Genomic DNA, 22,553 nt, shown 5'->3' on the forward strand with positions numbered 1-22,553 from the left:
ATAGTTGATACAAGGTGAGGTCAAGCACAGGGTTCCGTGCGCACTCGCCTCATGCCTTGGAAAAAAGGCTCGGTTCGGCTTGCACCAAAGCAAAGCGTGGCACCTGCTCGCCGTCAACCTCGACTGACTCGAGAAACATGCTCAGAGGGCGTACCCAAAAGCCGTAATCGCCATACAGGGCTTGGTAAAAGACCACTTCTTCTTCGGTCTCGGAATGCCGCGCAACACTGAATACGCGGTACTGCGGACCTTTGTAATGTTGGTAGAGCCCAGGTTGTATCGGCATGCTTCGGCCCTCACTCAAATTTTTTCAAAATAAAAACAAAATAAATCGACAAAAACAAAAACCGGGGCACTTGGCCCCGGCTTCCATCGACGAGACGCTTAGACGCGTTCGAAGACGGTGGAGATGCCTTGGCCGAGACCAATGCACATAGTAGCCACCCCGAAGGTGCCGCTATTCTGCTTCATCACGTTCAGCAAGGTGCCGGAAATACGGGCACCGGAGCAACCGAACGGGTGACCCAGGGCGATCGCGCCGCCGTGCAGGTTAACCTTCTCGTTCATCTTGTCGAGCACTTTCAGATCTTTCAGCACTGGCAGGGCCTGTGCGGCGAAAGCTTCGTTGAGTTCGAAGAAGTCGATATCGTTGATGCCAAGGCCCGCACGCTTCAGGGCTTTTTGTGTTGCCGGAACTGGACCATAGCCCATGATTGCCGGATCCACACCCGCCACTGCCATCGAACGAATAACCGCCATTGGCTGGATACCCAGATCCTGTGCACGCTGCGCCGACATCACGATCATGCACGAAGCACCATCGGTGATCTGCGACGAAGTACCGGCAGTCACGGTGCCGCCCTTTGGATTGAAGGCAGGCTTGAGGGCCGCCAGACTTTCCAGGGTGGTTTCCGGACGAATGGTTTCGTCGTAGTCGAACAGTTTCAGGAAACCGTTCTCGTCGTAGCCCTGCATCGGGATGATTTCGTCTTTGAACTTGCCTTCCACAGTTGCCTTGTGGGCCAACTGGTGGGAGCGCACGCCGAAAGCGTCTTGCTGTTCGCGAGTGATGCCGTGCATTTTGCCGAGCATTTCCGCGGTCAGGCCCATCATGCCCGAGGCTTTCGCCGCGTACAGCGACATGTGCGGGTTGGGATCGACACCGTGCATCATGCTCACGTGGCCCATATGCTCGACGCCGCCCACCACGAACACGTCACCATTGCCAGTCATGATCGCTTGCGCAGCGGTGTGCAGGGCGCTCATCGACGAGCCACACAGACGGCTGACGGTCTGACCGGCCGAGGTATGCGGGATCTGGGTCATCAGCGACGCCATGCGCGCGATGTTCCAGCCCTGCTCCAGGGTCTGGTTGACGCAGCCCCAGATCACGTCCTCGACTTCAGCAGGATCGACCTTGGCGTTGCGTTCCAGCAATTTGCTGATCAGGTGCGCCGACATATCTTCGGCGCGGGTGTTGCGGTGCATGCCGCCCTTGGAGCGGCCCATCGGAGTACGACCGAAGTCGACAATCACGACGTCTCTAGGATTCAAGCTCATAAGTTCACTCTCACTCTAGTTGGGGGCGCTTAACCGAAGAAGCTCTGGCCGTTTTTGGCCATTTCGCGCAGCTTCGCGGTCGGGTGGTACAGCGCGCCCAAATCAGCGTACTGGTCAGCCAGGGCAACGAACTCGGCAACACCGATCGAATCGATGTAGCGCAGCGCACCGCCACGGAATGGAGGGAAACCGATACCGTAGACCAGACCCATGTCGGCTTCGGCGGCGGTTTCAACGATGCCGTCTTCCAGGCAACGCACGGTTTCCAGGCACAGCGGGATCATCATCCAGTTGATGATGTCTTCGTCAGTGACTTCGCGCTGCTCGTAAACGATCGGCTTCAGCACTTCAAGTACCGATGGATCGGCGACTTTCTTCTGCTTGCCTTTCTTGTCGGCCTCGTAGGCGTAGAAGCCCTTGCCGTTTTTCTGACCCAGGCGCTTGGCTTCGTACAGCACGTCGATGGCCGAGCGACGGTCATCCTTCATGCGATCCGGGAAGCCTTCAGCCATTACGTCGCGACCGTGGTGACCGGTGTCGATGCCGACCACGTCCATCAGGTACGCCGGGCCCATCGGCCAGCCGAATTTTTCCATGACCTTGTCGATACGCACGAAGTCCACACCGGCGCTGACCAGCTTGGCGAAACCGCCGAAGTACGGGAACAGTACACGGTTAACGAGGAAGCCCGGGCAGTCGTTGACGACGATCGGGTTCTTGCCCATTTTCTTGGCGTAGGCAACGGTGGTGGCAACAGCCAGTTCACTCGACTTCTCGCCACGGATCACTTCCACCAGCGGCATCATGTGCACCGGGTTGAAGAAGTGCATGCCGACGAAGTTTTCCGGACGCTTGAGGGCCTTGGCCAGCAGGCTGATGGAAATGGTCGAGGTATTGGACGCGAGGATGGTGTCCTCTTTGACCTGGCCTTCGACTTCAGCCAGTACGGCTTGTTTGACCTTCGGGTTCTCGACCACAGCTTCGACCACCAGATCGACGTGACCGAAGTCGCCGTAGGACAGGGTCGGACGAATGCCGTTGAGCACTTCAGCCATTTTCGCAGCGGTCATGCGACCTTTATCAACGCGGCCAACCAGCAGTTTGGCGGCTTCGGCCAGACCCTGCTCGATACCGTGCTCGTTGATGTCCTTCATCAGGATCGGCGTACCTTTGGAGGCCGACTGATAGGCGATACCGCCACCCATGATGCCGGCGCCCAGTACGGCAGCCTGCTTCACGTCTTTGGCGATTTCGTCGTAGGCCTTGGCCTTTTTCTTCAGTTCCTGATCGTTCAGGAACAGACCGATCAAGCTCTGCGCGGCAGAGGTCTTGGCCAGTTTGACGAAACCGGCGGCTTCGACTTCCAGCGCCTTGTCACGACCGAAGTTCGCGGCTTTCTGGATGGTCTTGATCGCTTCGACCGGCGCCGGGTAGTTCGGGCCAGCCTGACCGGCGACGAAACCTTTGGCGGTTTCGAAAGCCATCATCTGTTCAATGGCGTTCAGCTTGAGTTTTTCAAGTTTCGGCTGACGCTTGGCCTTGAAGTCGAACTCGCCGGAGATGGCGCGCTTGATCAGCTCAAGGGCCGCTTCTTGCAGTTTCTCAGGAGCAACCACGGCGTCGACGGCGCTGACTTTCAGAGCGTCTTCAGGGCGGTTTTCCTTACCGGAGGCAATCCATTCGATGGCGTTGTCGACACCGATCAGACGTGGCAGACGCACAGTACCGCCGAAGCCTGGGTAGATGCCCAGTTTGACTTCCGGCAGGCCGATCTTGGCCTTGGTCGACATGACGCGATAGTCAGCCGCCAGGCACATTTCCAGACCGCCGCCCAAGGCGATGCCGTTGATGGCCGCGACGGTCGGAACGTTGAGGTCTTCGAAATCGCTGAAGATCTTGTTGGCTTCGAGATTGCCAGCAACCAGCTCGGCATCCGGCAGCTTGAAGTTGTCGACAAATTCGGTGATGTCGGCGCCGACGATGAACACGTCCTTGCCACTGCTGACGATCACGCCCTTGATCGAAGCATCTGCCTTGATGGTGTCTACGGCCTGACGCAGTTCGTTCAGGGTTAGACGGTTGAACTTGTTGACGGACTCACCCTTGAGGTCGAATTTCAATTCGACGATGCCACTTTCAAGAGCTTTAACCGTGATGGCTTTACCTTCGTAAATCATCAACTGATCTCCACGATATGGAAGCTGAACAGTACACGTCGGACGCAGGCGAATGGCTCGGCAGGACGCTTTTTCGTCGATGCTGACGCCAATCCACCCGGCACACCCGCCAACGCGATAGTCGGGATTCTGTAGGAGCAGTCTGTAAGACAAACGCTCAATTCATACGCCCGTTTGATTTGGGTACGTCACCTTCACGGAATTTCCAACAATTGTCAATCGCCCAAAATACGGGTTGAAATGCGACTTTGCGGTCATTTCCGTAAGACAAAGACCCGCAACACGCGTCTGCATGTGAAGCCATTCATAGAATCAATAGTTAGAAAAGTCGCCCTAATTCGCGGCGGCCCTTGTTTAAAGGGCTACGCTGGGAGGACTACAGGGAAATGCGCTGAGCGCTCCAGGCGCCATCAGCATCAAAAAAGTTTCCGGCCTGCCTGGCCAACCCCGCCCGATGAATCATGTCGGGCTTTTTATTGCGCGTCTGCCGGACCTTCCCCACCGTTGCAGTGGGAAAAGTCCCCGCCTCACGCCAGCGCTTTCAGAGTGGCGTCAATATCCTGCAAAACGCTGGCTTCGCCCTTCTCACCCCAATACAAGGCGATCATCTGCTTGTCTGCCTCGACTTTGAAAACGTTGCTCGGCAACTTTTCGAAATGATTAAGCAGCGCAGGGTCATCGCAGACTTCCTGCCATTGATTGACCCACACACCCGGCGACTTCTGCCAGTAAGTCCAGCAGACAGGCTGCTTGCTGCGGCGCGGTCGATGATATTGCGCACACGGGTTCGGTGGCTCCTGCGCCAGCCAGTGCGGCCACTCCTGAGGCGCCAGCTGCATGGCCAGACCGATGCGGCGAGCCTCCATGCGCAGGGCGATGCGACCGCTTTGCGCGCGCGATGGGCGCAGCCACGCCAGCGGACTTAAAACCACCAGCAGGATTGACACCACCAACCAGACCGTCATATCTCTATTCCCAATTCTTGATGAGCCCATTGTGTCACTTTGGAACCAATGCGCTTGAAACCAGCCATACTTACCAATATTGAACCGTCACGAGGAGCACCTCATGCCCTACACCCATATCCTGGTCGCCGTTGACCTGACCGAAGAGTGCGACCCTGTGATTCACCGCGCCCGAGAGCTGTCGGCGAGCAATAGCGCCAAACTGTCACTGGTGCATATCGTCGAGCCGATGGCCATGGCGTTCGGTGGCGACGTGCCGATGGATCTGTCACAACTGCAACAACAGCAGTTCGATCAAGCCAAGGAGCGCCTTGAACGCCTGAAAGCCAAATACGCGGAACTTGAAAGCGCGGATTGCCACCTTAACTATGGCCAGCCACGTCAGGAAATCCATCACTTCGCCAAGGAACAGAAGTGCGATCTGATCGTAGTCGGCAGTCATGGCCGTCATGGCCTGGCGCTGCTGCTCGGCTCGACCGCGAATGACGTGCTGCACGGTGCGCCTTGCGATGTCCTCGCCGTCCACCTGGTCAAACGTTGAAACACTGATCATTGTGGGAGCGAGCCTGCTCGCGAAGGCGTCGGCACATTCAGCATTAATGCCGCCTGACACACCGCATTCGCGAGCAGGCTCGCTCCCACATTGGGTCTCCACCCGCATATGAAAAGCCCGGCGTTCATCACTGAACGCCGGGCTTTTTCACATCCGGATCAATCAGGCATCCAGCTCGGCCCAACGCTCCACCAACGCATCCAGCTCAGCCTGCAACTGCTCCAGCGAAGCAATCACCTTGGCCGTTTCAACCGCAGGGCGCTGATAGAAGCCAGATTCAGCCATTTCAGCTTCCACCGCAGCAATCTGCTGTTCCTTGGCGTCGATATCGCCCGGCAGCGCTTCCAGCTCGCGCTGCAATTTATAGCTTAGCTTTTTCTTGGCAGCCGGGGCAGCGGCGGCAGGCGCAGCAACTACTGCAGGCTCGGCAGTAACCACCGCCGAATTCAGGTCAGCCTTGCCCGACTTGCTTTCAGTCACGCCCAACAGACGCGGCGAACCGCCCTGACGAATCCAGTCCTGATAGCCGCCGACGTATTCACGCACCTTGCCTTCACCTTCGAAGACCAGCGTGCTGGTAACCACGTTGTCGAGGAATGCCCGGTCGTGGCTGACCATCAGCACGGTGCCGTTGAAGGTCAGCAGCACTTCTTCGAGCAGCTCGAGGGTTTCCACGTCGAGGTCGTTGGTTGGTTCGTCGAGCACCAGCAGGTTCGCCGGTTTGCTGAACAGTTTGGCCAGCAACAGTCGCGCACGCTCACCACCCGACAGCGCCTTGACCGGCGTGCGGGCACGCTGCGGGCTGAACAGGAAGTCACCGAGGTAGCTCAGCACATGGCGGCTCTGACCGTCGATATCGATGAAGTCGCGACCTTCGGCGACGTTATCGATCACGGTTTTTTCCAGATCCAGCTGATGACGCAGTTGGTCAAAGTACGCCACGTCGATCCGCGTGCCCTCTTCCACTTTGCCGCTGGTCGGTTGCAGACCGCTGAGCATCAGTTTCAGCAGGGTGGTCTTGCCGGTACCGTTGGCGCCGAGCAGACCGATACGGTCGCCGCGCGTCAGGACCATCGAGAAATCCTTGATCAGGAACGGGCCGCCCGGGTGAGCGAAACTCACGTTTTCGAGGACCATCACCTGCTTGCCGGACTTGTCGGCAGTGTCCAACTGAATGTTGGCCTTGCCAGTACGTTCACGACGTTCGCTACGCTCGACGCGCAACGCTTTCAGGGCGCGGACGCGGCCCTCGTTACGGGTGCGGCGCGCCTTGATGCCTTGGCGGATCCAGACTTCTTCCTGGGCCAGTTTCTTGTCGAACAGCGCGTTGGCGGTTTCTTCAGCGGCCAGCGCGGCTTCTTTGTGCACGAGGAAACTGGCGTAGTCGCCGTTCCAGTCGATCAGGCCGCCGCGATCCAGTTCGAGAATGCGCGTAGCAAGGTTTTGCAGGAACGAACGGTCGTGCGTGATGAACAGTACTGCGCCCTGGAAATCTTTCAGCGCTTCTTCGAGCCAGGCAATTGCACCGATGTCCAGGTGGTTGGTTGGTTCGTCGAGCAGCAGCAGATCCGGCTCGGACACCAGCGCCTGTGCCAGCAGCACGCGACGACGCCAGCCACCAGACAACTGGGCGAGGGTCTTGTCCGCCGGCAGTTGCAGACGGCTCAAGGTGCTTTCGACCAGAGTCTGCAAGCGCCAGCCATCACGGGCTTCGAGGTCTTGCTGAACATGCATCAGCTTGTTCAGGTCTTCTTCAGTGACGCAGTTCTGCGCGAGGTGATGGTACTCGGCGAGCAACGCACCCACGCCATCGAGGCCTTCAGCGACCACGTCGAACACCGTCCGATCGTCGGCCACCGGCAATTCTTGCGGCAATTCGCCGATTTTCAGACCGGGTGCACGCCACACCGAGCCTTCATCGGGCTTCTGGTCGCCCTTGACCAGTTTCATCATGCTGGACTTGCCAGTGCCGTTGCGGCCGATGATGCACACCCGCTCACCACGGGCGATCTGCCAGGACACCTTGTCCAACAACGGCATAGCGCCGAACGCAAGGGACACATCGCTGAATTTGAGCAGGGTCATGAGCTTCTCCAAAAACCGGGCGCGCATTCTACCTGACTTAGGGCTTCAACAGGCCGGCAATTTGTCTGTCGAAGCACTCTGCACAACATTTGTTGCGAACTTGTGCTGCGAGGCCGGCAAAGCTTTCGCCGCTTGCTGGCAAAAGGCTAAGCTACAGACAATTCAGTGCTGACCGAGGTTGGCACTTGTCATGATTTCTCTGCCCGGATGTCTCATGCGCAGTCGCCTTTTCAGTGTCTTGTCCTGCTTGCTACTTACCGCCGCTGCCGCTCAATCCGCCCAGGCGGTGGACCTGTCCACCCAACGCCAGTATTACGATGAAGCCAAGCGCGCCTTGGCCAAGGGTGATACCGGCCCGTATTTCCGCTACAGCCAGGCGCTGGCCGATTATCCGCTGGAACCGTATCTGGCCTACGACGAACTGACCGCGCGCCTGAAGACCGCGAGCAACGCCGAGATCGAGAAGTTTCTCGCCGAGCACGGTGACCTGCCCCAGGCCAACTGGATGAAACTGCGCTGGTTGCGCTGGCTCGCCGACCGTGGCGACTGGTCGACCTTCGTCAAGTATTACGACCCGAAACTCAACTTCACCGAGCTGGATTGCCTCAATGCGCAATACCAGATCACCCACGACAAGAAAGCCGAGGGTTACGCCAACGCCGACAAGCTCTGGCTGACCGGCAAATCGCAACCCGCCGCGTGTGACGCGCTGTTCGGGATCTGGGCCGCCGATGGTCAGCTCACCGAGCAGAAGCGCTGGGAGCGAACCAAGCTCGCCGCTCAGTCGCGCAACTATCCACTGGCCAATAGCCTGGTCAACGGCCTGACCACCCTCGCCTCGCGCGGCCGTTTACTGGTGGATGTGGCGCAAAAGCCGGAACTGCTCAATCAGCCTTCGCGCTTCACCCCGGCCGATGAACCGATGTCCGACGTAGTCAGCCTCGGCCTGCGCCGCCTCGCCCGTCAGGATCCGGACAAGGCCATGGCGCTGCTCGACGGTTATGCCAGCAGCATGCATTTCTCCCGCGATGAAAAAGTCGCGATCGCCCGGGAAATCGGCCTGACCCTCGCCCGGCGTTTCGACAGCCGCGCGCTGGACGTAATGACCAAGTACGACCCGGAGCTGCGCGACAACACCGTTTCGGAATGGCGCCTGCGCTTGCTATTGCGTCTGGCGCGCTGGGACGATGCGTATCAGTTGACTCGCCGTCTGCCGCAGGACCTGGCCACCACCAACCGCTGGCGCTACTGGCAGGCGCGCAGCCTGGAACTGGCCCAGCCGCAGAACCCGGAAGCGCAGACCCTGTACAAAAACCTAGCGCGCGAACGTGACTTCTACGGTTTCCTCGCCGCCGACCGCTCGCAATCGCCTTACTCGCTGAACAACAAGCCGTTGGTCCTCAGCCAAGCGCTGATCAACAAGGTGCGCAACACGCCGGGTGTTCGCCGCGCGCTGGAATTCCACGCCCGCGGGCAGATCGTCGACGGTCGTCGCGAGTGGTATCACGTCAGCCGCCATTTCAATCGCGATGAAATGGTTGCCCAGGCGAAACTCGCCTATGACTTGAAATGGTACTTTCCGGCGATCCGTACCATCAGCCAGGCGCAGTACTGGGACGATCTGGACATCCGCTTCCCAATGGCCCACCGCGAAACCCTCGTGCGTGAAGCCAAGGTGCGTGGCCTGCATTCGAGTTGGGTATTTGCCATTACCCGCCAGGAAAGCGCTTTCATGGACGACGCCCGCTCCGGCGTTGGCGCCAGCGGCCTGATGCAACTGATGCCCGGCACAGCCAAGGAAACCGCACGCAAGTTCAGCATCCCGTTGGCTTCACCGCAGCAGGTGCTTGATCCGGACAAGAACATCCAGCTCGGCGCCGCTTACCTGAGCCAGGTGCACAGCCAGTTCAACGGCAACCGCGTCCTCGCCTCCGCCGCCTACAACGCAGGCCCTGGCCGAGTGCGCCAATGGCTGCGTGGCGCCGATCACCTGAGTTTCGATGTCTGGGTGGAAAGCATTCCGTTCGATGAAACCCGTCAGTACGTGCAGAACGTGCTGTCGTACTCGGTGATCTACGGCCAGAAGCTCAACTCGCCGCAACCGCTGGTGGACTGGCATGAGCGTTACTTTGACGATCAGTGATCACGCGACTGACGCCAAGTAACGAAAAATGCCCGTATCGCGAGATACGGGCATTTTTTATTGTGCAACCTGACTGGTGACTTAGTGAATTGCAGGGTCGCTGACAGTATTCGTTGAAGCGCTCTTGCCATCATTGAACTGCAACGCCGCCAACCGCGCATACAGCGGATTGCTGGCAATCAGCTCCTGATGAGTACCAATGGCCACAAGCTTGCCCTGATCCATTACCGCAATCCGGTCAGCGTTTTTCACCGTGGCCAGTCGATGCGCGATCACCAGCGTGGTGCGGTTCTGCATCAGGCTCGGCAGCGCTTCCTGAATCAGGTGTTCGCTCTGCGCATCGAGGGCGCTGGTGGCTTCGTCCAGTAGCAGGATCGGTGCGTCGACCAGTAACGCCCGGGCAATCGCCAGACGCTGACGCTGGCCACCGGAAAGGCCAAGACCACCATCGCCGAGATGAGTCTGGTAACCGTTGGGCATTTTCTCGATGAAGTCGTGGGCGTGAGCAATTTTTGCCGCGTCCTTGACTTGCTCCAGCGTCGCCCCCGGATTGCCGTAACGAATATTTTCTTCAACGCTGCCGAAAAACAGCGCCGGCGACTGCGAGACCAAAGCAAAGTGACGACGCAGATCCAGCGGGTCGAGGCTGGTCAGTGGCACACCGTCAATCAGGATCCGCCCTTCTAGTGGGTCATAAAAGCGTAACAGCAAGTCATACACCGTGGACTTGCCGGCGCCTGACGGCCCCACCAGCGCCAGCGTCTCGCCCGCGCGAATGGTCAGATTCAAGCCGTTGACTGCATAGCTTTCAGGACGCGAAGGATAAGAAAAGCGTACTTCCTGTAGTTGCAGCTCTCCCCTTACGCGCTCAGGCAAGCTCACCAGTCCGGTGGTGGGCGGCTGGATGATGTTTTCCGAACCGAGCAGTTCAGCGATGCGCTCGGCAGCGCCTGCGGCGCGCTGCAGTTCGCCGATGACCTCACTCAAAGTACCTATCGCACTGCCAACAATCAGGCTGTAAAAAACAAACGCCGCCAGTTCACCACCGGTGATGCGCCCGGCGATTACGTCCATGCCGCCGACCCATAACATCACCGCCACCGCGCCGAGCACCAGCACGATCACCATGGTGATCATCCATGAGCGCTGGAAGATGCGTTTGCGCGCCGTGTCGAACGCGTCCTCGACCGTCGTCGCAAAACGACGCTCGTCCTGGACCTGATGGTTGTAGGCCTGCACGGTTTTGATCTGGCCGAGGGTTTCCGAGACATAGCTGCCGATATCGGCGACGCGGTCCTGGCTCAATCGCGACAGATTGCGGACGCGCCGGCCAAAAATCAGGATCGGTGCGACCACGAACGGCAGCGCAATCACCACAATGCTGGTGAGTTTCGCATTGGTCACGAACAGTAGGATGACACCGCCAATCACCATCAGCAGGTTGCGCAGGAACATCGACAGCGACGAGCCGATCACCGACTGCAGCAGCGTCGTGTCGGCGGTCAGCCGCGACTGGATTTCCGAACTGCGGTTGTTCTCGTAAAAGCCCGGATGCAGATAGACCAGATGGTTGAACACCTCGCGGCGGATGTCGGCCACACAGCGCTCGCCGATCCACGAAACCCAGTAGAAGCGGGCAAACGTGCCGACCGCCAGGCCCAGCACCATCAGCATGAAGATGCCGATGCTCTGGTTGAGCTGATGCGGCGACTGAGTCATGAAGCCACGGTCGACCAACAGTTTGATCCCCTGCCCCATCGACAGCGTGACGGCGGCGGTGACGATCAACGCCAGCAGCGCAGCGATGACTTGCCAGCGGTAAGGGGCCAGAAATCGAGTGGTCAGACGCAGGGCGCGCCGGTGCCTTGAAGAAAGCTTCGGGGTCATTCAGGTACGCATCCGTGTTGATGAAAGGGCTAGCGTAAACCTTCTTTGGGTTGGAACTCTGTAAATCACAATGAGTCAGGTTAAATATGCCCCCAAAGACTAGGCCATAGTTACTATTGGTCTAAAGTCCCGGTTGAGACGAGCGGTCGTTTCTGTTTGAGTGGAGATGCCCCCACTGACAGACCGCAGGGAGTTGTCACAGCCCGGTCACGTGGCGGTTTTACCCTAGGCACACAACCTGATGAGGAGACAGGCCATGTCCTTGCAACACAGCAGCGAAGACAAAATTGAAGTGATCCGCACCAAGCCCGGCCAATCTCTGGGTTGCTCGATACTGAATGAGGATGGGCATGAAGTACCGATCACTGAAGAAATGATCCAGCAAGCATGCAGCGAGCTGGAGAAGCGATTGGTCAAGCCTGCCGAACAAGAGTGATATAGCCACCGTCTTCATGACCCGGTCCTTTTGACCGGGTTTTTTCTGTCTGCAGATCAGGTATTTGTGGCGCGCCCTTTGCGAGCAGGCTCGCTCCCACAGGAGATCGTCAGTGAGTGCGAGATCCTGTGGGAGCGAGCCTGCTCGCGAAAGGGCCGACCCGGTTTCTAGACAGCTACCGCACCCAGTGCCGCGACTATCTTCGCCAACGCCGGTGAATCCCCTTCAATCCGCACCTTCAGCCCTTCAATCTCGCGTCGCACCGGATATTGCTTGCGCAACACATCGAACGCCGCCCGCTGCTCGCCGACCGTGCCTACCAGGCTACGGCGAAAATCCGCATCATCGCGGCGCGGGTCGTACACACCACGACACAACATCGCCAGTGCCCAGGCAGGATCGCTGTCGCCATGCAAGGTCACTTGCGACAACCACGGCACCGGCAGCAACTCACTGAGTTGAATGCTCGCCGGCTGACCGGTGAACTCGTAATAGGCCTGATAGATCTGCGCAGTTCCGCGCTGTTTGCCATCGAGGCTGTAACCGGCAATGTGCGGCGTGGCCAACACGCAGAGATCCGCCAGCGCGACATCGACTTCGGGTTCGGCTTCCCAGACATCGAGCACCGCTTGCAGGTCTTCACGCTCCAGCAGCACTTCACGCAAAGCCGCGTTATCCACCACCGGACCACGCGCCGCATTGATCAGCCACGCACCGGGCTTGAGTTGCTGCAACCGCTGCTGATCGAACAGATGCCAGGTCGCGCCTTCGCCGCTGCGCGTCAGCGGTGTGTGCAGACTGATCACGTCGCACTGCTCAATGATTTGCTCGAGGCTGACGTAATCACCGCCCTCGGCGGCCTGACGCGGCGGATCGCAGACTTTGACGTTCCAGCCCAGGCCCTTCAGGACCTTGATCAGGCGCCCGCCTACCTCGCCGGCACCAACGACACCGTAGGTTCGTTGAGTGAGATCGACACCTTCGATTTCGGCAAGCGTCATCAGACTGCCCAGCACGTAATCGACCACGCCGCGGGCATTGCAACCGGGCGCACTCGACCAGGTAATGCCAGCCTCATTGAAGTACTCGAGGTCCAGATGATCAGTGCCAATGGTGCAGGTGCCGACAAAGCGCACCTTGCTGCCTTCAAGCAACGCGCGGTTGACGTTGGTCACCGAACGTACGAGCAAAACGTCAGCCTCCTCAACCGTCGCACGGTCGATGGAACGGCCCGGCACCCGGCGGATCTCGCCGAAACCGGCAAAAAAGGCATCGAGCAGCGGGATATTTTCGTCGGCAACAATCAGCATGGCGGGCTCCTTTGGCGGATCGGCAGTTTAGGTGCAGATCGGTCGCCGGGCCAGCAGGCTTTGCGCTTACAAATCCGCAACAGAGGATTTTTCCTGACCAAGGCGTCAGCGGCGTAGAATGCGGCGCCTTGCGCATCAACACCTGTGGACGTTTTGCCCGTGAATTCTGTAACTGATCAACCTGTCGCCGTCTCCCTCACCCGCCCCGCGCGGATTCGCCTGGAGTTCAAGAACCTGCTCGCCCTGGCGTTGCCGATCATCATCGCGCAACTGGCAACCACAGCCATGGGCTTCGTCGATGCGGTGATGGCCGGCCGCGTCGGGCCAAAAGATCTGGCGGCCGTGGCGCTGGGCAACTCGATCTGGGTGCCGGTGTTTCTGCTGATGACCGGCACCCTGCTGGCAACCACGCCGAAAGTCGCCCAGCGCTTTGGCGCCGGCACCCACAGCGAGATCGGCCCGATCGTCCGTCAGGCGTTGTGGCTGGCACTGGTGGTCGGGCTGATCGCGACGGCGATGCTGGTCGCCGCCGAGCCAGTGCTGCACCTGATGAAGGTCGATCCCGAGCTGATCGGCCCGTGCATGCAATACCTGCACGGCATCGCCAGCGGGCTGCCAGCAGTGGCGTTCTATCACGTGCTGCGCTGCACCAGTGACGGCATCGGCCGCACGCGTCCGGCAATGGTGCTGGGCCTGTGCGGTCTGGCGCTGAATATTCCGCTGAACTACGTCTTCATCTATGGCCACTTCGGCGTGCCAGCCATGGGCGGCGTTGGCTGCGGCTGGGCCACGGCCATCGTGATGTGGGTGATGGCCCTGGGGCTGGCCGGTTATGAACGCTGGGCGCCAGCGTATCGTTCGAGTGAAATTTTCAGCCGCTTCGACTGGCCGCAATGGGCGGTGATCAAGCGTCTGCTGGCGATTGGTCTGCCGATCGGCATCGCGGTGTTTGCCGAGTCGAGCATTTTTGCCGTGATCGCGCTGTTGATTGGCAGCCTCGGCGCTACCGTGGTGGCCGGGCATCAGATTGCGCTGAACATCAGTTCGTTGGTGTTCATGATTCCGTACTCGCTGGGAATGGCCGTTACTGTGCGCGTCGGTCAGGCATTGGGCCGTGAAGAACCGCGCGAGGCACGCTTTGCCGCGGGCGTCGGCATGGGCACCGCGCTGGCCTACGCCTGCCTGTCGGCGAGCATGATGCTGTTGCTGCGCGAGCCGATTGCGGCGATCTACACCGCTGACCCGACAGTGATTCACATTGCGGCGATGCTGATTGTGTACTCGGCGCTGTTCCAGTTTTCCGACGCGATCCAGGTGACCGCTGCCGGCGCACTGCGCGGTTATCAGGACACTCGGGTGACGATGATCCTGACCCTGTTCGCCTATTGGGGCATTGGTTTGCCGGTGGGTTACGCCCTCGGCCTGACCGACTGGCTCGGCGAGCCACGTGGCCCGAGCGGCTTGTGGCAGGGTTTGATCGTTGGCCTGAGCTGTGCGGCGTTGATGCTGTCGATCCGCCTGACGCGCAGTGCACGCAAGCGTATTCGGATCAGTCGCAGCGCAGGCTAAACCATTAACACAGGACAAAAAAGTGGGAGCGAGCTTGCTCGCGATTGCGGTGATTCAGTCGACATTTACCGTGACTGACACTCCGCTTTCGCGAGCAAGCTCGCTCCCACAGTTGTTTTATGTGCAGCCCCTGTTAAGCGTGTTTCTTGCGGATCCAGTACAGATAAGTACCGGCCTCTTCGTGCTGGCTCACCAACTCATGGTCGAGAAACACGCAGAATTTGGGGATATCGCGTTTGGTTGACGGATCGGTGGCGATCACCTTGAGCAGGCCGCCAGGTACCAGGTCACGGATGTGCTGGTGCAGCATCATCACTGGCTCCGGGCAATTGAGGCCGGTGGCGTCAAGGGTGCCGTCGACCGGGGTATCGATCATTTCACTCATGATTCACTCCTGAAACTGGCCGGCATTGTCGCGCATTGCCGGGTATTCGGTCATCTGTGGCGTTACGCCACACCCCCTGTGGTAGCGAGCCTGCTCGCGAAGGCGTCGTATCAGCCAACATCATTGCTGGATTGGATTGCGCTTTCGCGAGCAGGCTCGCTCCCACAGGGTTTTGCAGTGTGTCAGCGGGATTTGGCTTTCTTGGTGTCGTGACGACGCAAATGGCAGGTCACTTCCTCGCGGTCGTGATAAAGCTGCTTGCAGCCGATATCGACCTTGATACCGCGCGCCTTGAAACCATCGGCAATGCGTTCGAGCAAACGCTTCACTTCGGCGTAACGCTGCTTCATCGGCAACTTCAGATTAACCACGGCCTCGCGGCAATGCCCCTCGCCGATCCACTCTTCGAGCATCGCGGCGTTACGCGCCGGTTTCTCGACGATGTCGCAGACCATCCAGTCCACCGGTTGCTTGGGCTTGAAAGTGAAACCGTCGGCCATCAAATGCTGGACCAGACCGGTGTCCATCAGGCTTTCGGCCATCGGGCCGTTGTCGATGGCGGTCACCAGCATGCCGCGATTGACCAGTTGCCAGGTCCAGCCGCCCGGCGCGGCGCCGAGGTCGACGCCGGTCATGTCGCTGTGCAGGCGATCTTCCCACTGATCACGCGGGATGAAGTGGTGCCACGCCTCTTCCAGTTTCAGCGTCGAACGGCTCGGCGCTTCACGCGGGAACTTCAGGCGCGGAATGCCCATTGGCCACATCGCCGAGTTACCGGCATCGGCCATCCCCAGAAACACTTCACGACCGCTCTTGAAGGTCAGCAGCAGACGCGGTTTGTTTGCGTCATCCACCAGTTTGCCGGCGCCGGTCAGGGCCTTGCGCAGCGGACCTTCGAATTTCTTGCAAAAGTTCGACAGTTCTTTGCCGTCATTGGTGTCGACGACTTCCAGCCACAGGCTGCCGCATATCGGGAAATCGGCCATGTGCGCGAGGATCACGCTGATGCGGTCGTTTTCCGGCAGATCGATAAATACGCCGCGCGCCCACTGACGCGGAAAAATCAGTTCGGCAAAGCGCTGACCGCGCATCAAGCGCTCGGCGCCGTCTTCTTCGGTGCAGACAAACTCGGCGCACGCGGTGGCCGCTTTGGCCTTGGCGTAGCCGGCCACATTGAGTTGGGCGGCGAGGTCGGAAATCTCCGAACAGACTTCGCCTTCGAAGCCGGGCCGGCAATGCATGAATAGAGTGTTCATTCTTACTCCTGGGCAGCGGGCGATCATTCGGCCGCTGCGCGATGCTCAGGCCTTGCGTTGAAGCAAAGCCTGTCACGAAAACCGGCGCATGATAGCCGATGTCGGAACCTTGGTTCCGCTCATAGAGTCCAGTTATTAGCCAGCTAATGAAAACAGGGCTACGTTGATAGCTCTGCCCGTCCCCTCAATCCGTAGCCGTGCGGATTCAAAGGAGTGATTGTAATGCCGTCCCTCGATAGCCTGAAAACGCTCAAAACCCTGCAAATCGACGACAAGACCTACCACTATTTCAGTTTGCCGGATGCCGCCAAAAGCCTGGGCGATCTCGACAAGCTGCCAATGTCGCTGAAAGTCCTGCTGGAAAACCTGCTGCGCTGGGAAGATGAAAAAACTGTCACCGGCGCCGACCTCAAGGCCATTGCCGCGTGGCTAAAGGAGCGCCGCTCCGACCGCGAAATCCAATACCGCCCTGCCCGCGTCTTGATGCAAGACTTTACCGGCGTCCCCGCCGTGGTCGACCTAGCCGCGATGCGCGCGGCGATGGCCAAGGCCGGCGGCGATCCACAGCGAATCAATCCGTTGTCGCCCGTGGATCTGGTGATCGACCACTCGGTAATGGTCGACAAGTTCGCCACCGCCAGCGCTTTCGAACAGAACGTCGACATCGAAATGCAGCGCAACGGCGAACGTTATGCGTTCCTCCGTTGGGGCCAGAGCGCTTTCGACAATTTCAGCGTGGTGCCGCCGGGCACCGGCATCTGCCACCAGGTCAACCTCGAATACCTCGGCCGCACCGTGTGGACCAAGGATGAAGACGGCCGCACCTATGCGTTCCCCGACACGCTGGTCGGTACCGATTCGCACACAACGATGATCAACGGCCTCGGCGTACTCGGCTGGGGCGTCGGCGGCATCGAAGCCGAAGCGGCGATGCTCGGGCAACCGGTGTCGATGCTGATTCCGGAAGTGATCGGCTTCAAACTGACCGGCAAACTGAAGGAAGGCATCACCGCCACCGACTTGGTGCTGACCGTCACGCAGATGCTGCGCAAGAAAGGCGTGGTCGGCAAATTCGTCGAGTTCTACGGCGACGGTCTCGCTGATCTGCCGCTGGCCGACCGTGCGACGATCGCCAACATGGCCCCGGAATATGGCGCGACGTGCGGCTTCTTCCCGGTTGATGACGTGACTTTGGAATATCTGCGCCTGTCCGGGCGGCCGCCGGAAGTGGTCAAACTGGTCGAGGCCTACACCAAGGCTCAGGGCTTGTGGCGTCTGCCCGGTCAGGAGCCGGTGTTCACCGACAGCCTGGCACTGGACATGGGCAGCGTCGAAGCGAGTCTGGCCGGGCCGAAGCGCCCGCAGGATCGCGTGTCGCTGCCGAATGTGCCGCAAGCTTTCAGCGACTTCATCGATCTGCAATTCAAACCTACCAGCAAGGAAGAAGGACGCCTGGAAAGTGAGGGCGGTGGCGGCGTCGCGGTAGGCAATGCCGATCTGGTTGGGGAAACCGAATACGAATATGAAGGCCGCACCTATCGCCTGAAGAACGGCGCAGTGGTCATCGCCGCGATCACTTCCTGCACCAACACCTCCAACCCGAGCGTGATGATGGCTGCCGGGCTGCTGGCAAAAAAAGCAGTTGAGAAAGGCCTGGCCCGCAAACCGTGGGTGAAGAGTTCGCTGGCGCCGGGCTCGAAAGTGGTCACCGACTACTACAAGGCTGCGGGGTTGACGCAATACCTCGATCAGCTCGGGTTTTCACTGGTCGGCTACGGCTGCACCACCTGCATCGGCAACTCCGGACCGCTGCCCGAGCCGATCGAGAAAGCCATCCAGAAAGCCGATCTCACCGTGGCATCCGTGCTCTCCGGTAACCGCAACTTCGAAGGCCGCGTGCACCCGTTGGTGAAAACCAACTGGCTGGCCTCGCCGCCTTTGGTGGTCGCCTACGCTTTAGCCGGCAGCGTGCGCAGCGACATCAGCAGCGAACCGCTGGGCGAAGATCAGCAAGGCAATCCGGTGTATCTGCGGGATATCTGGCCAAGCAGCAAAGAGATCGCCGATGCGGTGAATCAGGTCAGCACGGCAATGTTCCACAAGGAATACGCCGAGGTGTTCGCCGGTGATGAACAGTGGCAGGCCATCGAGGTGCCGCAAGCGGCGACTTACGTGTGGCAGGACGATTCGACCTACATCCAGCATCCGCCGTTCTTCGACGATATTTCCGGCCCGTTGCCGGAAATCAAGGATGTCAAAGGTGCGCGGGTTTTGGCCCTGCTGGGTGATTCGGTGACCACCGACCATATCTCCCCTGCTGGCAACATCAAGGCTGAAAGCCCGGCCGGGCGTTATCTGCGCGAAAAAGGCGTGGAACCACGGGACTTCAACTCTTACGGCTCACGTCGCGGTAACCATGAAGTGATGATGCGCGGCACCTTCGCCAACATCCGTATCCGCAATGAAATGCTCGGCGGTGAAGAAGGTGGCAACACGATCTACATTCCGACCGGCGAGAAACTGGCGATCTATGATGCGGCGATGAAGTACCAGGCTTCGGGCACGCCGCTGGTGGTGGTCGCCGGGCAAGAATACGGCACCGGTTCCAGCCGTGACTGGGCGGCCAAGGGCACCAATCTGCTGGGCGTGAAAGCAGTGATCGCAGAAAGCTTCGAGCGGATTCACCGTTCCAACCTGGTGGGTATGGGTGTGCTGCCGCTGCAGTTCAAGCTTGATCAGAACCGCAAGAGCCTCAACCTCACCGGCAAGGAAACCTTTGAAATCCAGGGTCTGACCGGCGTCGAGCTGACACCGCGAATGAACTTGCCGTTGGTGATTACCCGTGAGGATGGCAAGCAGGAGAAAATCGAAGTGTTGTGCCGCATCGATACGTTGAATGAGGTGGAGTACTTCAAGTCGGGCGGAATTTTGCATTACGTCTTGCGCCAGTTGATCGCCTCGTAACGCACAAACCAATGGAGGAGCTGCCGCAGGTTGCGATCTTTTGATCTTGCTGTTAAAAGCCAAAGTCAAAAGATCGCAGCCTGCGGCAGCTCCTACATACAGACGAAAAAAAACCCGCCGAAGCGGGTTTTTCCCAAGACCATTATCGACTCCCTGTCGGCAGCGATCCTTGCAAATGGTCGATCATCCGTGATCCTGAAACACTCCCTGTGTCTCAGTTGATGTGTGTAGATTACGCAGTGGATCCAATCGGCAATAGTCGTAAAAGCTACCAGCGCGTGTAAGACATTCGCCATAGCAACCCTTCCGAAAACCCCTAGCCGTGTCAGGTATCAAGCATGGAAGCGGCGATCTGTGCGACTTTCAGCTGCCCTGAGGCTTGCTCCAGCGCGTCATCCTCCAGAAACCACGCAGCCGACAAACCGGCGAACGCCAGCACCCACTGCAGCAGCCTGCGGCGATCAAGCCCGGCAGCCTCGACAATCACATCCAGCTGTCGGCGAAAACGCGCGGGATCCGTGGCCGTTGGCAAGTCCGGATTACAAATCAGGTTAGCGTAGTCAAACCCACGCTCGCCCCTCACCCGTTTCGGATCGATTGCCAGCCAGCCCCGCGATTCGAAATCCAGAACGTTGTCGTGATGCATGTCGCCGTGCAGCACCACCACATCCTGTGGGTCGGCGAGCAGGGTTTCGGCGGTTTGCAGGCTCAGGCTGTAGAGATCGTCATGTTGGGCAGCAGCGACTCGCAGCGAGGCAAACCATGGCCCCAACTCCACCAGCGGCGGCGGTGGCGTTACGCGCGGCGCATGCAACCGCGCCAGGGCCGCGCACAGGATCCGGCTCGCCTTGTCGTCTTCGCCATTCACAGCCATGTGCATCAGCGAGCGGTTGCCCATGGCGCGCTCCATCAGCAGGCCATCTTCGTGATGCGCCAGCACCCGCGCCGCACCGTCACCATCCCACCAGGTCATCAGCCGATTGCCGTACTTCTCGTCGATATCCAGCGCAATCTTGAGCATGGCCGGCCTGTCGGTCAGGCGTACCGGCAGCAGACGGCTGCCGGGCGTGATGATCGGCGCGCCGTCCGGAACCAGTGACCAGCGCTTCAGCCAAGGTTCGAAAATATCAGCCACCGTCACGCTCGCGGGCCTTGGCGCTCTCGGCAAGAAACTGTTCGAGCCGGCTCAACTGCTCCTCCCAGCCACGGCTGTCCATGTAATACGCCTCTTTCTGGCGAATGTCGGGAATGTGCGCGAAGCCCGATTCGGACACTTTCAGCAACGTACCGCTCTCGAAGTCTTCCAGCTCGAACCTGACCAGCGTGGTCGGTTCCTGGGAATAGTCGATCTTCGGATTGACCGCATACGGATGCCAGCGAAACGAGAACAACTGCTGCGGCTCGACCCGCTCGATCAGTACATTCCACAACACATGTTCATAACCCGGATACGTGACCTGCCCCTGCGTCCATTCACCGGCAATAAACCGGCGGCCCTCCAGCGCTACGCCAAACCACTGGCCAAACGCCTCGGCATCGACCAATGCACGCCAGACATGCGAACGCGGCGCCTTGAGCGTGATCTTGCGTTCGAAACTATTGGGTACTGGTTTCATACGTCACCTCCTGTTCTGAACACTAGGCCTGTATGACCACATGTCCAATGTGAAGTTGTATCAGAGCGGTGCAGTCATTCATCCGCAAGGACACATCAAGCTGCACTTTTTGACCGGTGCTGTGATGGATCCAGGCATCCTAAGCCCAATGAAACTGTTACCTTTTCCAGCGAATTTGAATCAACAAGGACGAATCATGCCGCCATCCCTCGCCGAACGTTACCGCGGTGCCCTGCTTGGTCTGGCATGCGGCGACGCTGTCGGTACTACGGTTGAGTTCAAACCACGGGGATCATTCCAACCGTTGACCGATATGGTCGGCGGTGGCCCGTTCCACCTCAAGCCAGGGCAGTGGACCGATGACACCTCCATGGCCCTGTGTCTGGCCGAAAGCCTGCTGGACAAGAATGGATTCAATGCTGCCGATCAGATGGGCCGCTACCTCAACTGGTGGCAATGGGGCTATCTCAGCTCGACCGGTGAGTGTTTCGATATCGGCATGACCGTCAGCCAAGCGCTCGCGCAATATCAGCAAACCGCGGACCCCTTCGCTGGCTCTACCGACCCTTATAGCGCCGGCAACGGTTCACTGATGCGCCTGGCTCCGGTGGTGCTGTTCTACTTTCCCGACGCAAGGCAAATCCAGAGCTTTGCCGCCGACAGTTCGCGAACAACCCACGCAGCACCGGAAGCCATCGAATGTTGCCAATTGTTGGCCGGGTTGATTGCCAGAGCGCTTGAAGGCGCAGGCAAAGCAGAACTGCGTCAACTGCCCTTCGCCAGCTTCTCGCAACCCAAGGTCGCCGCCATTGCGCGCGGCGATTACCTCGGTCTATCCGAGACGAACATCAAAGGCAATGGCTACAGCGTGCAGTCACTGGAAGCGGCGTTGTGGTGCTTTCACCAGACGGACAGCTTCGAAGCGGCCATTTTGCGAGCGGCCAACCTGGGTGACGACGCCGATACCACCGCCGCGATCACCGGTCAGTTGGCCGGCGCCTATTACGGCGTGCGGGGCATTCCTGCACATTGGCTGGAAAGACTGCACGATGGTGAAGAGATTGCAGCCATCGCCGATCGTTTGCTCGACGCCTCCCGACTGCGCCTGCCTGAATAAGCGCGAAGCAGACGCTACACTGCTCGGCACTTATCTTCGATACAGCGAGAATTGACCATGTCCCTACGCCTGCTTCTGGCCCTGACACCCTTCCTGTTCACTCCCCTCGCCCACGCGGCCGTCGACTGCGCCAATGCCAGCGATCAGGCGACAATGAACCAGTGCGCCGGGCAGGACTTCAAAGCGGCGGACAACGAGTTGAACACGGTGTATCAGCAAGTCACCGGGCGCTTGAAGGACAACCCGGATGGCAAGAAGCTGTTGGTCAGTGCGCAACGGGCGTGGCTGGGTTTTCGGGACGCCGAGTGCAAGTTCTCATCGTCCGGGGTAACGGGCGGGAGCGTTTATCCGTGGGTTTACAGCAGTTGTCTGACCGGGGTGACCAAAGTGCGGGTCGAGGCGCTGAAACAGTATTTGAAGTGTGAAGAAGGTGACATGAGCTGCCCGGTGCCTGGGGCCTGATTTTTTCGGCAGTGTTGAGGGATCTTTCGCGAGCAGGCTCGCTCCCACATTGGAATGCATTTCAATGT

The 22,553-nt window shown here is 59.2% G+C and carries 18 protein-coding genes; 7 read left to right on the plus strand and 11 right to left on the minus strand.

What is annotated here, in order from left to right:
* Positions 1-49 precede the first annotated feature (49 nt).
* The 4 genes from ACRRSD_RS06030 to ACRRSD_RS06045 all read right to left on the minus strand — a co-directional run bounded on the left by ACRRSD_RS06030 (position 50) and on the right by ACRRSD_RS06045 (position 4,702).
* Positions 50-286: a DUF1653 domain-containing protein gene (locus ACRRSD_RS06030; RefSeq protein WP_007910467.1), complete on the minus strand. Its 237-nt coding sequence runs from the start codon at positions 284-286 to the stop codon at positions 50-52.
* 98 nt (positions 287-384) lie between these two features.
* The gene (fadA, locus tag ACRRSD_RS06035; RefSeq protein WP_007910465.1) at positions 385-1,560 is read right to left on the minus strand and encodes an acetyl-CoA C-acyltransferase FadA; all 1,176 of its coding nucleotides are present in this window, start codon (positions 1,558-1,560) and stop codon (positions 385-387) included.
* Between the two features lie 29 nt (positions 1,561-1,589).
* Positions 1,590-3,737, minus strand: a complete 2,148-nt coding sequence (gene fadB, locus ACRRSD_RS06040; RefSeq protein WP_435037495.1) for a fatty acid oxidation complex subunit alpha FadB — start codon at positions 3,735-3,737, stop codon at positions 1,590-1,592.
* A gap of 527 nt (positions 3,738-4,264) precedes the next feature.
* On the minus strand, positions 4,265-4,702 hold the full coding sequence (locus tag ACRRSD_RS06045) for a hypothetical protein (RefSeq protein ID WP_435037496.1): 438 nt from the start codon (positions 4,700-4,702) through the stop codon (positions 4,265-4,267).
* A gap of 103 nt (positions 4,703-4,805) precedes the next feature.
* Here ACRRSD_RS06045 and ACRRSD_RS06050 point away from each other — a divergent pair, with 103 nt between their 5' ends.
* Complete coding sequence (locus ACRRSD_RS06050; protein WP_435037497.1) at positions 4,806-5,243, plus strand: universal stress protein; 438 nt, start codon at positions 4,806-4,808, stop codon at positions 5,241-5,243.
* 174 nt (positions 5,244-5,417) lie between these two features.
* Here ACRRSD_RS06050 and ACRRSD_RS06055 read toward each other — a convergent pair whose 3' ends face one another.
* On the minus strand, positions 5,418-7,340 hold the full coding sequence (locus ACRRSD_RS06055; RefSeq protein WP_435037498.1) for an ATP-binding cassette domain-containing protein: 1,923 nt from the start codon (positions 7,338-7,340) through the stop codon (positions 5,418-5,420).
* Between the two features lie 214 nt (positions 7,341-7,554).
* On the opposite strand from ACRRSD_RS06055, the gene ACRRSD_RS06060 reads away from it, so the two are divergent.
* Positions 7,555-9,483, plus strand: a complete 1,929-nt coding sequence (locus ACRRSD_RS06060; RefSeq protein WP_435037499.1) for a transglycosylase SLT domain-containing protein — start codon at positions 7,555-7,557, stop codon at positions 9,481-9,483.
* A gap of 81 nt (positions 9,484-9,564) precedes the next feature.
* Here ACRRSD_RS06060 and ACRRSD_RS06065 read toward each other — a convergent pair whose 3' ends face one another.
* The gene (locus tag ACRRSD_RS06065; protein WP_435037500.1) at positions 9,565-11,370 is read right to left on the minus strand and encodes an ABC transporter transmembrane domain-containing protein; all 1,806 of its coding nucleotides are present in this window, start codon (positions 11,368-11,370) and stop codon (positions 9,565-9,567) included.
* A 256-nt stretch (positions 11,371-11,626) separates the two neighbouring features.
* On the opposite strand from ACRRSD_RS06065, the gene ACRRSD_RS06070 reads away from it, so the two are divergent.
* A complete protein-coding gene (locus ACRRSD_RS06070) occupies positions 11,627-11,806 on the plus strand; it encodes a PA1571 family protein (RefSeq protein ID WP_435037501.1) in 180 nt (59 codons plus the stop codon).
* 167 nt (positions 11,807-11,973) lie between these two features.
* On the opposite strand, the gene pdxB is transcribed toward ACRRSD_RS06070, so the two are convergent.
* Entirely contained in the window at positions 11,974-13,116 is a 1,143-nt protein-coding gene (gene pdxB, locus ACRRSD_RS06075; protein WP_435037502.1) for a 4-phosphoerythronate dehydrogenase PdxB, read from the minus strand.
* 159 nt (positions 13,117-13,275) lie between these two features.
* Here pdxB and ACRRSD_RS06080 point away from each other — a divergent pair, with 159 nt between their 5' ends.
* Positions 13,276-14,685 carry an MATE family efflux transporter gene (locus ACRRSD_RS06080; protein ID WP_435037503.1) on the plus strand — a complete coding sequence of 470 codons (1,410 nt, stop codon included), beginning with the start codon at positions 13,276-13,278 and terminating at the stop codon, positions 14,683-14,685.
* Between the two features lie 133 nt (positions 14,686-14,818).
* On the opposite strand, the gene tusA is transcribed toward ACRRSD_RS06080, so the two are convergent.
* The gene (gene tusA / locus ACRRSD_RS06085; protein WP_007910424.1) at positions 14,819-15,070 is read right to left on the minus strand and encodes a sulfurtransferase TusA; all 252 of its coding nucleotides are present in this window, start codon (positions 15,068-15,070) and stop codon (positions 14,819-14,821) included.
* 182 nt (positions 15,071-15,252) lie between these two features.
* Positions 15,253-16,326: a 23S rRNA (cytidine(2498)-2'-O)-methyltransferase RlmM gene (rlmM, locus tag ACRRSD_RS06090; RefSeq protein WP_435037504.1), complete on the minus strand. Its 1,074-nt coding sequence runs from the start codon at positions 16,324-16,326 to the stop codon at positions 15,253-15,255.
* A 222-nt stretch (positions 16,327-16,548) separates the two neighbouring features.
* Between rlmM and acnA the strand changes: the two genes are divergently transcribed.
* The gene (acnA, locus tag ACRRSD_RS06095; RefSeq protein ID WP_435037505.1) at positions 16,549-19,290 is read left to right on the plus strand and encodes an aconitate hydratase AcnA; all 2,742 of its coding nucleotides are present in this window, start codon (positions 16,549-16,551) and stop codon (positions 19,288-19,290) included.
* Positions 19,291-19,615: 325 nt separating this feature from the next.
* Here the strand turns inward: acnA and ACRRSD_RS06100 are convergent, their stop codons facing one another.
* Together ACRRSD_RS06100 and ACRRSD_RS06105 are read right to left on the minus strand one after the other, a co-directional pair.
* Positions 19,616-20,431: an aminoglycoside phosphotransferase family protein gene (locus tag ACRRSD_RS06100; protein ID WP_435037506.1), complete on the minus strand. Its 816-nt coding sequence runs from the start codon at positions 20,429-20,431 to the stop codon at positions 19,616-19,618.
* Positions 20,418-20,906, minus strand: a complete 489-nt coding sequence (locus ACRRSD_RS06105; protein ID WP_093433632.1) for an SRPBCC family protein — start codon at positions 20,904-20,906, stop codon at positions 20,418-20,420. Before ACRRSD_RS06105 ends, ACRRSD_RS06100 begins: the two co-directional genes overlap by 14 nt.
* 196 nt (positions 20,907-21,102) lie before the next feature.
* On the opposite strand from ACRRSD_RS06105, the gene ACRRSD_RS06110 reads away from it, so the two are divergent.
* Entirely contained in the window at positions 21,103-22,023 is a 921-nt protein-coding gene (locus tag ACRRSD_RS06110; protein WP_435037507.1) for an ADP-ribosylglycohydrolase family protein, read from the plus strand.
* Positions 22,024-22,080: 57 nt separating this feature from the next.
* Positions 22,081-22,485 (plus strand): lysozyme inhibitor LprI family protein, encoded by a 405-nt coding sequence (locus ACRRSD_RS06115; protein WP_435037508.1) that lies wholly within the window; start codon positions 22,081-22,083, stop codon positions 22,483-22,485.
* Positions 22,486-22,553: the final 68 nt, after the last annotated feature.

This window comes from Pseudomonas neuropathica, assembly GCF_051174785.1.
GTDB lineage: Bacteria > Pseudomonadota > Gammaproteobacteria > Pseudomonadales > Pseudomonadaceae > Aquipseudomonas > Aquipseudomonas neuropathica_A.

Excerpts from the sequence above, each read along its gene's own strand:
- ACRRSD_RS06050 (WP_435037497.1), top strand. The coding sequence starts at position 4,806 with ATGCCCTACACCCATATCCTGGTCGCCGTTGACCTGACCGAAGAGTGC.
- ACRRSD_RS06045 (WP_435037496.1), bottom strand. The coding sequence starts at position 4,702 with ATGACGGTCTGGTTGGTGGTGTCAATCCTGCTGGTGGTTTTAAGTCCG.
- ACRRSD_RS06115 (WP_435037508.1), top strand. The coding sequence starts at position 22,081 with ATGTCCCTACGCCTGCTTCTGGCCCTGACACCCTTCCTGTTCACTCCC.
- pdxB (WP_435037502.1), bottom strand. The coding sequence starts at position 13,116 with ATGCTGATTGTTGCCGACGAAAATATCCCGCTGCTCGATGCCTTTTTT.
- ACRRSD_RS06055 (WP_435037498.1), bottom strand. The coding sequence starts at position 7,340 with ATGACCCTGCTCAAATTCAGCGATGTGTCCCTTGCGTTCGGCGCTATG.
- ACRRSD_RS06105 (WP_093433632.1), bottom strand. The coding sequence starts at position 20,906 with ATGAAACCAGTACCCAATAGTTTCGAACGCAAGATCACGCTCAAGGCG.
- rlmM (WP_435037504.1), bottom strand. The coding sequence starts at position 16,326 with ATGAACACTCTATTCATGCATTGCCGGCCCGGCTTCGAAGGCGAAGTC.
- acnA (WP_435037505.1), top strand. The coding sequence starts at position 16,549 with ATGCCGTCCCTCGATAGCCTGAAAACGCTCAAAACCCTGCAAATCGAC.
- fadA (WP_007910465.1), bottom strand. The coding sequence starts at position 1,560 with ATGAGCTTGAATCCTAGAGACGTCGTGATTGTCGACTTCGGTCGTACT.
- ACRRSD_RS06030 (WP_007910467.1), bottom strand. The coding sequence starts at position 286 with ATGCCGATACAACCTGGGCTCTACCAACATTACAAAGGTCCGCAGTAC.
- ACRRSD_RS06070 (WP_435037501.1), top strand. The coding sequence starts at position 11,627 with ATGTCCTTGCAACACAGCAGCGAAGACAAAATTGAAGTGATCCGCACC.
- ACRRSD_RS06065 (WP_435037500.1), bottom strand. The coding sequence starts at position 11,370 with ATGACCCCGAAGCTTTCTTCAAGGCACCGGCGCGCCCTGCGTCTGACC.
- ACRRSD_RS06110 (WP_435037507.1), top strand. The coding sequence starts at position 21,103 with ATGCCGCCATCCCTCGCCGAACGTTACCGCGGTGCCCTGCTTGGTCTG.
- ACRRSD_RS06060 (WP_435037499.1), top strand. The coding sequence starts at position 7,555 with ATGCGCAGTCGCCTTTTCAGTGTCTTGTCCTGCTTGCTACTTACCGCC.
- tusA (WP_007910424.1), bottom strand. The coding sequence starts at position 15,070 with ATGAGTGAAATGATCGATACCCCGGTCGACGGCACCCTTGACGCCACC.
- fadB (WP_435037495.1), bottom strand. The coding sequence starts at position 3,737 with ATGATTTACGAAGGTAAAGCCATCACGGTTAAAGCTCTTGAAAGTGGC.